Annotated in this window: 9 protein-coding genes; 5 read left to right on the forward strand and 4 right to left on the reverse strand. The window is 67.5% G+C overall.

Annotated features, from left to right (window positions below; translation table 11 throughout):
- Positions 1 to 119: 119 nt before the first annotated feature.
- Positions 120 to 3,257 (forward strand): DUF3427 domain-containing protein, encoded by a 3,138-nt coding sequence (locus ACFW9Z_RS24945; RefSeq protein WP_384644600.1) that lies wholly within the window; start codon positions 120 to 122, stop codon positions 3,255 to 3,257.
- 226 nt (positions 3,258 to 3,483) lie between these two features.
- Here ACFW9Z_RS24945 and ACFW9Z_RS24950 read toward each other — a convergent pair whose 3' ends face one another.
- Positions 3,484 to 4,347, reverse strand: coding sequence for a transcriptional regulator (locus ACFW9Z_RS24950; protein ID WP_384644601.1), 864 nt, complete (start codon positions 4,345 to 4,347; stop codon positions 3,484 to 3,486).
- A gap of 743 nt (positions 4,348 to 5,090) precedes the next feature.
- Here ACFW9Z_RS24950 and ACFW9Z_RS24955 point away from each other — a divergent pair.
- Positions 5,091 to 5,375 (forward strand): hypothetical protein, encoded by a 285-nt coding sequence (locus ACFW9Z_RS24955; RefSeq protein WP_384644603.1) that lies wholly within the window; start codon positions 5,091 to 5,093, stop codon positions 5,373 to 5,375.
- 670 nt (positions 5,376 to 6,045) lie between these two features.
- Here the strand turns inward: ACFW9Z_RS24955 and ACFW9Z_RS24960 are convergent.
- The 3 genes from ACFW9Z_RS24960 to ACFW9Z_RS24970 all read right to left on the reverse strand — a co-directional run bounded on the left by ACFW9Z_RS24960 (position 6,046) and on the right by ACFW9Z_RS24970 (position 9,806).
- Positions 6,046 to 7,395, reverse strand: coding sequence for a glycosyltransferase (locus ACFW9Z_RS24960; protein WP_384644605.1), 1,350 nt, complete (start codon positions 7,393 to 7,395; stop codon positions 6,046 to 6,048).
- 320 nt (positions 7,396 to 7,715) lie between these two features.
- Complete coding sequence (wecB, locus tag ACFW9Z_RS24965) at positions 7,716 to 8,876, reverse strand: non-hydrolyzing UDP-N-acetylglucosamine 2-epimerase (RefSeq protein ID WP_384644607.1); 1,161 nt, start codon at positions 8,874 to 8,876, stop codon at positions 7,716 to 7,718.
- A 144-nt stretch (positions 8,877 to 9,020) separates the two neighbouring features.
- A complete protein-coding gene (locus ACFW9Z_RS24970) occupies positions 9,021 to 9,806 on the reverse strand; it encodes a response regulator transcription factor (RefSeq protein WP_384644609.1) in 786 nt (261 codons plus the stop codon).
- A gap of 307 nt (positions 9,807 to 10,113) precedes the next feature.
- Between ACFW9Z_RS24970 and ACFW9Z_RS24975 the strand changes: the two genes are divergently transcribed.
- The 3 genes from ACFW9Z_RS24975 to ACFW9Z_RS24985 all read left to right on the forward strand — a co-directional run bounded on the left by ACFW9Z_RS24975 (position 10,114) and on the right by ACFW9Z_RS24985 (position 12,682).
- Positions 10,114 to 11,103 carry an endonuclease/exonuclease/phosphatase family protein gene (locus ACFW9Z_RS24975; protein ID WP_384644611.1) on the forward strand — a complete coding sequence of 330 codons (990 nt, stop codon included), beginning with the start codon at positions 10,114 to 10,116 and terminating at the stop codon, positions 11,101 to 11,103.
- Positions 11,104 to 11,437: 334 nt separating this feature from the next.
- Positions 11,438 to 11,914, forward strand: coding sequence for a hypothetical protein (locus tag ACFW9Z_RS24980; RefSeq protein WP_384644613.1), 477 nt, complete (start codon positions 11,438 to 11,440; stop codon positions 11,912 to 11,914).
- Positions 11,915 to 12,088: 174 nt separating this feature from the next.
- Entirely contained in the window at positions 12,089 to 12,682 is a 594-nt protein-coding gene (locus tag ACFW9Z_RS24985) for an ArsR/SmtB family transcription factor (protein WP_384644615.1), read from the forward strand.
- Positions 12,683 to 12,755: the final 73 nt, after the last annotated feature.

The raw sequence follows: 12,755 nt of genomic DNA on the forward strand, positions 1-12,755 counted from the left end.
CGCTGACCGCGTTTCGCAGTAGCGGCTCCTGCTGCTTTCCGAAGCCATTGCCCACACTGTCAGTCCTCCTTGATACAACTGCACATGCAGTACGCAGCCAAATGAGGGGGACTCGGGGCATGCCCAACGATATTTCAGACGACGCACCGGTTGCTGGGCTCTACGAATCGCTCATCACTCATCGGCTCGCTGAACGAATGAAGCAGCTCGATTCCACGGGCTGGCGCTCCATCGATGCGTCAGTCGGCAAGGAGTCGGCACCTCACGTGCTCTCCCGCCATATCGGTGCCACCGTGCGGCAGGTACTTCAGGGCCTTTCCCCTGCCGAGCAGGTGATTGCGGCCAATCACATCCTGGAATCGCTCAACACGATCGAGGGTGCGACGGAGTGGGTCGATCTCGTCACCGATGGACCGCGACAGCTGTTGGCCGTCGCGGAACAGGAGGCGCCGGGCGTCTACGCCATACGTCCAGCGACACCGCTGTCCGAGACGGCACTCATCACGAACGCCCCCGAGGACCCCAGCCTGGGCTTCGAGCTGCGCGCAGAGCTGGCCACAGCTGACCGCGTCGACCTACTCTGCGCCTTCGTGAAGTGGCACGGACTCCGCGTGCTGGAAAAGTCCCTGTCATCAGCGCGCGAGCGCGGCATCCCCATCCGTGTGCTGACGACGACGTACATCGGCGCCACCGAACGCCGCGCTCTGGACCGCCTGGTACGAGACTTCGGCGCTGAGGTCAAGGTCAACTACGAGCTCCGCTCCACCCGCCTACACGCCAAGGCGTGGCTCTTCCGCCGCAGCAGCGGCTTCGACACGGCGTACGTCGGCAGCTCGAACCTCTCCAAGGCAGCGCTCCTCGACGGACTCGAATGGAACGTCCGCCTCTCCTCTGTCGCAACCCCCTCAGTGATCCGCAAGTTCGAGGCGACCTTCGACGCCTACTGGAGTGAGCCCGCCTTCGAGTCGTACGACCCTGACAAGGACGCACAGCGGCTGGACGACGCCCTGTCCCGCGCTGGTGGCAGCGGCCGCCCCGGATCTACAGGCATCACCCTCTCCGGCCTAGAGGTCCGCCCGTACCCGCACCAGCGAGACATGCTCGAACGCCTCGAAGTCGAGCGCACAGTGCACGACCGACACCGAAATCTCCTCGTCGCAGCCACGGGCACCGGGAAAACCGTCATGGCGGCGCTGGACTACAAGCGCCTGCGTCAGACACTCGGACGCGACCCACGCCTGCTCTTCGTAGCCCATCGCAAGGAGATCCTGGAGCAATCCTTGCGCGTCTATCAAAACGTCCTCATCGACGCGAACTTCGGTGAGCTGTTGTTCAGTGGCGAGATCCCCAACCGGTGGAACCATGTGTTCGCCAGTGTCCAGTCACTCACCGCGCAGGCTCTGGACCGCATCGCCCCCGACCACTTCGATGTGATCGTGATCGACGAGTTCCATCACGGCACGTCACCCACCTATCGCAAGATCATGGACCACTTCCGGCCCCAAGAGCTTCTAGGCTTGACAGCCACTCCAGAACGCATGGATGGATTGAACATCCAGGACGAGTTCTTCGATGGCCGGATCGCGGCGGAGATGCGACTCTGGGAGGCGCTGGAGAACGAACTCCTCAGCCCCTTCCACTACTTCGGTGTCACCGACAACACGGACATGAGCGCTGTCACCTGGAAGCGCGGAGCCTACGACTCCGCGGCGCTGAGCAATCTATTCACGGGCAACGACGCACGGGCTCGGCTTGTGGTGCAGGCAGTAAAGGACAAGGTCACCGACCCCGACTCCATGCGCGCCCTGGGGTTCTGTGTATCGGTCGCACACGCGCACTTCATGGCTGACTTCTTCCGACGCGCGGGGCTCAACGCTGTCGCCCTGTCTGGCGAGACTCCACCGCACGATCGCAAAACCGCACTTGACGACCTGCGCTCCGGAGAGCTCCAAGTCATCTTCTCCGTCGACCTGTTCAATGAGGGGCTCGACATCCCTGACGTCGACACCTTGCTCCTCCTGCGCCCCACCTCCAGCGCCACCGTCTTCCTTCAGCAGTTGGGCCGCGGCTTGCGACGCACGGAGGACAAGGCCGTTCTCACGGTCTTGGACTTCATCGGCCAGCACCGTAAGGAATTCCGCTTCGAGGAGCAGTTCCGCGCCCTGACGAACCTGACCCGCAACCGCCTCCTCAACAACATCGAGCAAGACTTCCCACAACTGCCGTCCGGCTGCCAGATCATCCTTGAGACGAAGGCCAAGGAACGGATCATTGACAACATCCGCACGCAGATCGCGGTCAACGTCACGCAGTTGGCCCGCGAGGTCGCTTCCTACGCGACACCGCGCCTCGCGGACTTCCTCAAAGAGAGCGGCCGGGAACTCAAAGAGCTCTACCGTGGCAACGGAAACTCGTGGACGGGTCTCTTGCGGCGAGCGAAGCTCATGGACGCGGTCGACCCTGAAGGCGAGCAGCCTCTCCTCAAGCGGGTCTCCGCCTTCCTTCATGTCGACGACCCACTGCGCGTTGCGGCCTACAGCAAACTGCTAGCCGATGACGCTCCTGCCTACGAAGAACTCAGCGAACAGGAACAGGGCTACGCCCGCATGTTCTTTTTCTCGCTCTGGCCGTTGGGAGAGGGCTTCTCCAGCTACCAAGCGGGGCTGGACTCGCTCCGTCATCAGCACGCTTTCCGTGACGAGCTGCGCCAAGTGCTCGCCCATGTCCTACAGCGGGCCGATCATGTTCCAGTGCCGCTCCTCGGGACGCATGCAGCCATCCCGCTCACTATCCACGCCTCCTACAGCCGGGAAGAGATCCTCCCAGCCCTGGGCCAGGCCGCCGTGGACGGCTTCAAGCCGGGACACTTCCGCGAGGGGGTGAAGTGGTGCGAGAACATCCAGACCGATGCTCTGTTCGTCACCCTTGAGAAGGACGAGAAGGACTTCTCACCCGAGACTCGCTACAGGGACTACGCCCTCAACGATTTCCTCTTCCACTGGGAGTCGCAGAACCAGACATCGGAGAAGTCCCCCACAGGGGTTCGCTATCAGACCCACCAGGAGAAGGGCACGCACGTCCTTCTCTTTGTGCGCCGATACAAGAAGACGGATATCGGTGGCCCTCAGCCGTGGATGCTCATGGGGCCGGCGGAGTACGTCAAGCACACGGGCAGCAATCCCATGGCGATTGAGTGGAAGCTCTTCCAGCAGATTCCGGCCGATGTCTTGGCCTACTCGGCCATCGCTGCTGGCTAAGGGCTGTCCCGCACCCTTCAAGCGGGCGAAGGTCCGCTCGACGGGGCAGTAGCGGGCCAGCGGCGGCCAACCATGGTGCCTGCCGCTGGAGGACCGGGTGCTGCTGGTGGCTGTCCGCTACCGTGCCAACCGTTCCGTGGCGCGTTTCAAGACTGTCTACCGGCAGACCACCCCTCCACACGGCCCGCAACCAGGACAGGGCAGGGCAGTAGGCCGGAAAGACGAGCTATGCCGCCTTCAGCTTCGCTACTGCATGGATTCGATCTTGAAGCCTTCGAGTTACCGGGGACTGCCGGGGCGCGTTGAGAGCGCGTAGCTTGTCGAAGTGCTCATCACCTCGCGCAGTTGACAACGCTTCATAGTCATCGAGGAAACGTTCCCACGACGTGCACGACTCCTCAAGATGCCCGATTTCATGCTGCCTCTGGGCGAGCACCGCGTGAGCGTGCAGCCTCCCTTGCCTTTCCAGTGGAGACATGACTCGAATGGAATTCCGAAGTGCCTTGATCGAATTCTCGATGTCCCGCTTTCCGTAGTGCACATGCGAGACATGAAAAAGAAATGAAGCCTGATTGTAGCCGCCCACCGCATCACGCCGAGAGTCGGCTTGACTCAGCGCCAACTCTGCTTCTTTGAGCCGCTGCATAGCCCCCCGGTGATCTCCGACCATGGCGGACGCATGAGCCTGTTGCCCTCTCAAGAAGGCAGTAAGGCGCGGGCCAGCTTGGGGCGCTGCTTCTGCCGCTGAGTCGGCGTACTCCAGCGCCTTCCGTCCGTGGCGCAGGTGGGAGGCTTGGAGGCTCATGCCGCGAAGAGTTCGCGAGTAGGTCAGCTGGTCGCTTGACTCGCGGGCAAGGTCCAAGGCGCGCAAGTAGTAGGTCTGCCCCAGCCCATGCGCCCGCTCGTACATGGCCATCCACCCAGTCAGGTATGTCAGGTCAGATGCGGCCGAGAGCATGTCGCGGTGAACCTTCTCCGACGCGGCAGCGTGCAGGTACCCCGCTACCGTGTTGACCAGGAAGGCAGCAGCCATCGGCCGCGCGTGTCCACCGCCCAATTCATCGAGGATTTCTGCGATCTTATCCGTCATTCGACGAACTGTTTCAACCTCGCCAGACCCAATGCGACCAGAGGGGCGAGTAAGGCGGTCTCGATCATCGGCACTCGCCGCACTTGTCAGAGCGGAGAATGCGGGCACGCTTAGCACCGCTGAATACATGCCCGCCGCTAAGAGCTTGCGTCGCGATGGGTCCATGTCTTGCCTCCCGAGGTCGATTAGCTGTTCCACCGTCGTCGACTGCTCAGATGATTCCGAAGCCGCCGGAAAGCCGGCTTCCTCACGGGTGACAGGCCGGTTGAGCCTGCGCGCGAGTGCCTCGAGGATCAGAGATCTGACCGCCTCACGCGGCAGGTGACCGCTCAACCACTGGTGCACGGACGCCTGTTGGCACTTCAGTGGAGATCCAATTTCCGTCCCCAGGCGGTTTACAGCTTGGGCGAACTGTCGCATGGTCCACCCGCTCTCGCGGAAGAGCTGACCTAAACCGGCGTTCGGCTGACGTGTGCTCACTGGCCCCAACTCCTGCGCTGCGGCTGCTAAACGCTCTTAACTCTGCCCCTCCCTCTAACAGTACCGCTCTCCGTATCCAGACTGTTGCCTAGTGCGAGCACGAAGCAGGGCCCCGCTCCGTCCGATCTCGCCCCTGGACAGGACGACGGACGGAGCGGGTCAACCACAACAGGAAGGCAACGACATGCGAGACGCACGTGTGCTGCTCACCCCCGAACGGCTGGGGGGGTGTTGTCGCAACGGTCACGGACAACAACCCCGGCATGGACGAGGGTACGGCCTCCCAGATCGTCGCGGAGGCGCTGAAGTTCGTTCACGCCGCCGCGCAATTCCCCACGGTCCGCATCGCCCCGTCCAAGGTGGTCGATGAGGGCTGGCACTCTCTGATCCTGCACACGGAGCTGTACGCCACGCTGTGCGATGGGCTCGGCCACTTTGTCCACCACTACCCCGAGCGCCCCGACTCCGGTCGCTACGACGAGCACGTCCTCACGCGCACCATGGCAACCATCGAGCAGGCCGGGTACGCGCCAGACGTGGATCTCTAGACGGGCCCCACCAAGGCGTTGGTGGGTGTGGCGGCGCGGTGTCAGCACACAGGGTGCAGTAGCGGCAGTGGCTGCGGCACGATCCGCCCAGGTAACTGCGCGACTCACGGCGGGGGCGGGGGCGGAAACTGACCTTCCCCTCACTCAACGGAAGGTGATCACATGGACGCGGAACAGGCCCGCCAAGTCGACAGTGTTTTGAGACGGTTCGGGAATTCCCGGCGTCGTCGCCCCGGAGAACCCCGAGAACCTGACGGGCCCGTGGCGTGTGTTCGACCAGGCCGACCCGGAATCACGCAAGGACGTCACTGCGGACGCGTTGGCAGCACTGGCAGCGCTGGTTCCAACGTCCACCCCCGACCCTGCCCCCAAGAGGCAGAGCGGCCCAACACGAGGATTCGTGCTGCCGCCGAAGAACGACGACTAGCGGCACGCCTCGCCTCCCCGGGGCAGTCCCGTCCGCGTGCCCCAACGGCACACGGGCGGGGCCGCTCGCTGTCCCGCCATCCAGCAGAAGAGACCCCCAGTGCACCGCCGCCATGGTGACGACGTTCTCTGCGAGCTAGGCGAGACCCACCAGAGTGCCCATGCAGCAATGCCTGACAACGCAGGCAGAGGGCCCGGAGGCACTGTGTGGGCAAAAAGTTGGTGACATCAGCCCCGCATCTGCTCAGCTCTCCGTGGCGGTAGGCCCGGCCACCGCCGTCTCCGCGTTGCGGCGGGTCTTCGCCCAGCCGGTTCGGCCGCGTACAAGTCGTACGGAGCCTCGGGCGGAGACGATGAACAGGTGGTAGGCGTACAGCCACAGCGTGATTCCCCAAAGCACTCCCGCGGCGCGCGAGCGGTCCGGGGCGAACTCCCGCCGGTAGACCGGGCCCCACAGCAGGAACGGCACGATGGACAGGGTCCCGAGCGCCAGCGCGAGCGGCCACGCGGCGAGCAGGACGGCGCCTGCGGCGAAGCCGGTGACGAGGACCGAGACGAGCACCACGGTCAGCACGAGAACCGCCAGGTGGGCGATCGGCTGGAAGAAGGTGTAGAGCGACTCCAGCACGCCACGGGCCCGGTAGTGACGGGAGCCGACGATACGGGTCGCGTACCGCACGCACTGGATGTTGCCCTGGGCCCAGCGGGTGCGCTGGGTCAGGAAGCGCCGGGTGTAGGGCAGCGCCTCCTGGGTGACCCAGGTGTCGGCGATGTGGGTGACCCGATAGCCGGCCAGGCGCATGTGCAGGCCCAGCTCGTAGTCCTCCAGGAGCGCGTCCTGCTTCCAGGGGCGGCGCTCGGCGGCGGCGATCCGGTCGAGCGCGGAGAGACGGGTGAACTGGCCGTTGCCGCCGAGGCCGACCGAACCGGTCCGGCACCGCAGCAGCTGCATCCCCGTGTTGGACACCGCGAACTCCGCGTCCTGCATCCGGATCAGCAACCGTGCGTACGCGTTGACGACCCGGCCCCGGTCGGGCCGCGGGCGCTCGTCGTCCACGTTCCGCATCCGTACGCCGATTTGTACGCCGCCCATCTCCGGGTCACCGAAGCCGTCCGGACCACTGACGTACGCCAAAGCGTCCGGCGACAACCTGCCGTCGGCGTCCACCACACAGACGATGACCCTGGACCGGTCCGCTCCCCCCTCGCCCAGCTCCGCGTCGAGCGCGTCATAGGCGGCGTTGAGCGCCGCGCCCTTCCCGATGCGGGCCTCGGGGCGGCGCCGCGTGACCAGCCTGATCCGCGAGTCCTCGGCAGCGAGGGCCGCCACGATCTCGCCCGTACGGTCGTCGCTCGCATCGTCGATGACCCAGACGTACGAGGCGGGGAAGTCGGTCCGCAGCCGGTCGACCGTCGTCGCGATCACGGCCTCCTCGTCCCGGCAGGGCACGAAGAAGTGCCAGTCCCACGCGGCGGCGTCTCCCTGCTCGGTGGGCCTGCGCCGGGTGTAGGCGTGCCGGGAGCCCGCCCAGTAGACGAGAAAGCCGCCGAGCAGGAGGAAGGGGAAGACGTAGAGGAGGAGGTGGGGGGCCAACGAAGACTCCGGGGAGGGGAGGGGAGGGGGGGTGGCGGGGAAGGATCGGTACGACCCGTGCCATCCGCGTACGGAGCGGACGGAGGGAGCGGGCGGAGGGCCGTGCGGGTCGTCTCGTACGGGATTGCTTGCGCAGGGGCTCGTACGGACGGCACCCGTCCCGGTCGCGTGACCTCGTACGGAACGGACGGACGGAACCGGACAGGACTGGACGGGACAGAACTTGCGCGGGCTGTGCAGTGCTACTGACCCATGGCCTTGTACGTCACCGGGTCCCGCATCGTCTCGTGCGGTGCCGATCGAGTGCGCGGCGTCCGGCCTCAGGCCGCCGTCGCCAGTGCCGGGGACGGTAGCGGTGCGTGCGGGACGTGGCGCAGGGGCAGGGGCAGCCGGGTGATCAGGTCCACGATCCGGCGGGAGGCGGTGCCGTCGCCGTACGGGCTGGGCAGGGCCTCCAGGCGGCGCAGGCCACGGGCCCCCTCGGCGAGGCGACGGCGGGCCGCCGTCCCGATGCCGGGGCCGGGCTCCACCAAGTCGGCGAAGTCGGCGAACGCCTCGGGGCGCTCGGTGGAGCGGCGGACCACCACCAGGGGGCGGCCGAGGACGGTGGTCTCCTCCTGGATACCGCCGGAGTCCGAGACCAGGAGAGCGGCGTGCCGCGCCAGGGCGAGGAACGTGCCGTAGCCCGTCGGGTCGAGCACCGTCATCCCGTCCAGGAGCACACCCAGACCGGCGGCCTCGATCCGGGCGCGGGTGCGCGGGTGGAGGGGGAGGACGACGGGGATGGTGCGGCCGATCGCGGCCAGCTCGCGCAGGACGGTGGCCAGGACGGCGGAGTCGTCGGTGTTCTCCGGGCGGTGGACGGTGGCCAGGACGTACGCGTCCGGGGTCAGGCCCAGACCGGCGAGGAGGCGGGTCCGCTCGGGCTGCGGGGGCAGGTGCTCGTGGACGGCCTCCACCACCGTGTTGCCGGTGACCTCGATCCGGTGGTCCGGGACGCCCTCGGCGAGGAGCAGCTCGCGGTTCTCCGGGGTCGCCGCGCACAGGATGTCGGCCAGCCGGTCGATGACCACCCGGTTGTGTTCCTCGGGCATCGCGCGGTCGTGGCTGCGCAGGCCCGCCTCAACATGGATCAGCGGGATCGACCGCGCGTTCGCGGCCAGGGCGCCGGACAGGGCCGCGTTGGTGTCGCCCTGGACGATCACCGCGCGTGGCGGTTCAGCCGCGAACCGTTCGTCCAGCGCGGCGAGGGCGGCGGCCACCTGGACGGCCCGGGGCTGCCCGCCGACGCCGGTCAGGTACTCCGGCTCGGGCAGTCCGAGCTCGTCCAGGAAGTTGCCGGACAGCGTGTCGTCGTAGTGCTGGCCGGTATGCACGACCCGGGCGGCCGGACCGAGCAGGCGGATGGGCTCGGCGAGTTTGACCAGCTCGGGGCGGGTTCCGAGGACGACGGCGACACGGCTGTCTGCTTCAGCGTTCATATATCTGAGCTTTACGGAACACAGTTGCCGTATCCGTTGCGCGTCGGTTGCCCGACGGTTGCTCCGGCTCCCCCCAGCCCGCTTCGGGACGTCTTTCCCGGGCATTCGCCCCCTACCGGACGGGACCTTCGTCCCCTTTTTGGCCTATTTTCGGTCGATTTCCTCCGCGGCCTCCTGCGCGATCTCCTCTGCAGCCTCCTGCACGCCCCCCTCGTCGGCCCCCTCCGCACCCCCCTGACCGATCTCCTCCGCGGTCACGAAGCGGTACCCCGCTCCCCGTACCGCCTCGATGGGGTCCGGCGCCTCCGGCCCGGCCGCCTCGCGCAGCTTCCGGCGCAGCCGCAGGACGCCGAACTTGACCCTGTCGCCGCCGATGGCCGTCTCGTCCTCCCACACCCGGGTGAGCAGCTGCTTCGCCGTGACGACCCGGCCACGGTTGCGTACGAGGAGCTGGAGCAGCCGGTACTCGATCTCGCTGAGCCGCGCCTCACCCCCGTACCAGACCGCCGCCCGCCGCTCGGGCACCAGCCGCAGATGCTCCCCGACCCGCTCACCGGCCCATTTCCGGTGCCCGGCCCTGCGCAGCAGCGCCTCGACGCGCGCCAGCAGCTCCTCGGGGTGGAAGGGCTTCACCAGATAGTCGTCGGCCCCCGCACGCAACGCCTTCACCCGGTGCTCGACATCGTCCAGGCCGGAGACGACCAGGACCGGCAGATCGCTCAGGTCGCGGGCGCGGGCCATCACCCGCCAGCCGTCCAGCTCGGGCACCAGCAGGTCCAGCAGCATCAGGTCGGGCCGCTCCGCGAACATCAGCCGCAGGCCCTCGCGACCGTCTGTGGCCGTCACCACCCGGTACCCGCCCCGCGTGAGGAGCTCCCGCATCGCCAGTACGGAAGCGGCGTCGTCCTCCACGACCAGGAGCTTGGGCATCGCGCACCGCCATGCTCGGAAGGGGCCCGGCGCGTACGGCACCTCGGCCCGCCTGCCCCTCAAGTCAACCAGCAACCGCCCCCGCCCGCTCCTGCGCCGGGTGGTCCTGTTCCAGGGGTACGCGGACGGGAGGCCATGCCCCGGGCGGGTATACCCCCCGATCGAAGGAGCAGCACAGCCCGAGGGAGCAGCACGGACCGGAGGAGCCCCCCGGCCCCGCACCGCACTGCCCCGCCCCGGCAACCCCTCGGAAACCGTTCCCCCTGGCCACTCGTCCTGAAGGGCAAGGCCAAGCGGACGGGAAGACATGGTGGAGCGGGCAGACGGTGGTGTGACGCGGGCGGCGAGGTGGCGGGGCCCGGGCGGTGAGGGGCGGCGGGGGTGGGTGGTTGCCGGGCTCGCCGTCCTCGTGGCCGGGGTGCTGGCCTTTCATCGCGCCGTGCCCAACTCCCCCGGGCGGGTGGGGAGTCTGCTGGAGTCCTTCCTGCCGTGGGCCGGGGTGGTCGTCGCGCTGTTGCTGGTGGCCGCTCTCGTGCGGCGGTCCGGTGCGGCTCTGGTGGCGCTGCTCCTGCCGGTGGCCGTCTGGGTGCAGGGGTTCGGTGGGCTGCTGCTGCCGGAGGCCGAAGCCGATTCCGGTGGGCGGGAGTTGGTCGTCGTACAGCACAACGTCAGTGACGAGAACCCCGATCCGACGGGGACCGCCCGTGCGCTCGCAGCGACCGGGGCCGATCTCATCGCGCTGGAGGAGTTGGTGATGCCCGGGCTGCCGGCGTACGAGAACGTCCTCGGGGCCGACTATCCGTACCACGCCGTCCACGGCACCGTAGGACTGTGGTCGAAGTACCCGCTCGGCGAAGCCCAGTTGGTGGACATCAAGCCGCGCGGCATCACGGAGGGGTGGAGCCGGGGGCTGCGGGCCGTCGTGCGGACGCCGTACGGGGAGGTCGCCGCGTACGTCGCCCACCTGCCTTCGGTACGGGTCGGGCCCGGCGGGCTCGCCTCCTCCCGGCGCGACGAGAGCGCCCGGCTGCTGGGGGACCTCATCCGGGCCGAGGAAGTGGAGACCGTGATCCTCCTGGGCGACCTCAACGGCACCGTCGACGATCGCGGACTGGCCCCACTGACCTCGCAGCTGAACGTCCCCGAGCGCGGCTTCGCCTTCAGCTTCCCCACCGCCCTGCCGGTGGCCCGGATCGACCAGGTCATGGCCCGCTCAGCCACCGTCGGCCACATCCGCACCCTCCCCGCCACCGGAAGCGACCATCTGCCGGTCACCGCCCGCGTCGCGCTGGACTGAGGTGGGGTGGGGCCGGGGGGTGCGAGGCCGAGGAGTCGATGACCGCCGAGGACCAGGAGCGGTAGCAGCGTGAGGTGACGGCTCAGATGGCCCTCCTTTTCGGCCAGCGAGCTCCCGAAGCATCGTTCCCAGCCAGGCCCACACGGCGTCCCACGTCCCGGGATCGTCCCACTCCCAGTCAATTCACGCAGGTCAGAGGCGCTTCCATCCCAGGATGTCCCAACCCCGACGATGGGACGCAAATCGGCCACTAGCCTCCTCACAACGCACCATCGCACCATCGGCGCCGTGGGGGACACCCACCCGGTGCAGGCGCCACCCATGGAGGAAAAACATGCCGCGCTCGAACGCCCGCCGCCGTATCGCAGCCGTCGCCACTGTGATCGGTCTCGCCCTGTCCGGCGCCGTCCTGACCGCGCCCGCCGCACAGGCAGCCCCCAAGCTCACCTGGAAGGAGATCGCCTACAAGGAGGAGCTGAAGAAGGACGGCACCCGCGGCTTCAACCTGTACCACGACCGGAACAACATCGGCGCGATCCTGTGGGCCGCCGATCCACTGCTGGGCTCCTGGACCGGTGACACCCTCTATGTCAACGACAAGCGCAGCGACGGCTACTACGTCGTGGGGCAGGTCAAGCAGGTCTCGACCGGCAAGACGATCATCAACATCAACACCAAGGGCAAGCCGGCACCTTCCCAGGTCAAGAAGACGAAGAACCTCAAGGAAGGCACCAAGATCCAGTTCCGTGCCTGCATCAAGAAGGGCAGCACGAACCACGGCTGCACCAGCTGGTTCTCCGCCAAGGCCTGACCGGGTCGCGCGTCCCCGCGCATCCGACCCCACTTCACTCCACCCCGCCTCGGCCCCGGTCTCGGTCCCACCAGGACCGAGACCGGGGCCGAGGCCATTCCTGCCAGCGCAGCCCTCGCCCCCAAATGTGAAAGACTTATTGCGCAACTAATCTTTCACATCTACGGTGAGGGCATGCCTCCGAAGCGCGAACCCGAGCAGATCACCGACCTCTCCCGGCTGAAGGCCTTCACCAACCCGCTGCGCATGCAGCTCTACCGGCTCCTGTACGCCGCCGGCACGGCGACCGCCTCACAACTCGCCGAGCAGGCCGATCAGGCGCCGTCGCTGGTCAGTTACCACCTGCGCAAGCTGGCCGAGCACGGGTTCGTGGCCGAGGCGAGCGGTCAGGGCACGGACGGCCGCGAGCGGTGGTGGCAGGTGGCGTCCGAGCAGGGGTGGGGCTTCCGGGACTCGGACTTCGCGGACACACCTGAAGGGGCCGCCGTTGTCGGCGCGGTGACGCGCGGCATCCACGAGAACCGGACCGCCCAGTACCGGGCCTACCTGGACCAGACGGCCGCCTGGGGTGCGGAATGGACCGACGCGGCCTTCAGGTCGGAGTGGGTGATGGACCTGACCCCTGCGGAACTCGCCGAGATGAACGACGAGTTGGAGGTCATCACCCGGCGGTGGAGGGAACGCGGCAAGGCCGCCAAGGAGGCGGGCAGGACGGAGGGGCGCGAGCACGTGTCGGTGCATCTGTACGGGTTCCCGTTCCGGACCTGAGCCCGCCCCTGGTTCACCCCGGTTCCCCCCGATTCCCCCGCCCCGGGGAATTCCGCCTCCGCCCGGCCCGTAC

Source organism: Streptomyces sp. NPDC059452 (assembly GCF_042750035.1).
GTDB lineage: Bacteria > Actinomycetota > Actinomycetes > Streptomycetales > Streptomycetaceae > Streptomyces.

Bases quoted from the DNA above. Each gene is read 5' to 3' on its own strand.
- ACFW9Z_RS24970 (WP_384644609.1), bottom strand. From the start codon at position 9,806: ATGCCCAAGCTCCTGGTCGTGGAGGACGACGCCGCTTCCGTACTGGCG.
- ACFW9Z_RS24980 (WP_384644613.1), top strand. From the start codon at position 11,438: ATGCCGCGCTCGAACGCCCGCCGCCGTATCGCAGCCGTCGCCACTGTG.
- wecB (WP_384644607.1), bottom strand. From the start codon at position 8,876: ATGAACGCTGAAGCAGACAGCCGTGTCGCCGTCGTCCTCGGAACCCGC.
- ACFW9Z_RS24975 (WP_384644611.1), top strand. From the start codon at position 10,114: ATGGTGGAGCGGGCAGACGGTGGTGTGACGCGGGCGGCGAGGTGGCGG.
- ACFW9Z_RS24950 (WP_384644601.1), bottom strand. From the start codon at position 4,347: ATGACGGATAAGATCGCAGAAATCCTCGATGAATTGGGCGGTGGACAC.
- ACFW9Z_RS24955 (WP_384644603.1), top strand. From the start codon at position 5,091: ATGGACGAGGGTACGGCCTCCCAGATCGTCGCGGAGGCGCTGAAGTTC.
- ACFW9Z_RS24985 (WP_384644615.1), top strand. From the start codon at position 12,089: ATGCCTCCGAAGCGCGAACCCGAGCAGATCACCGACCTCTCCCGGCTG.
- ACFW9Z_RS24945 (WP_384644600.1), top strand. From the start codon at position 120: ATGCCCAACGATATTTCAGACGACGCACCGGTTGCTGGGCTCTACGAA.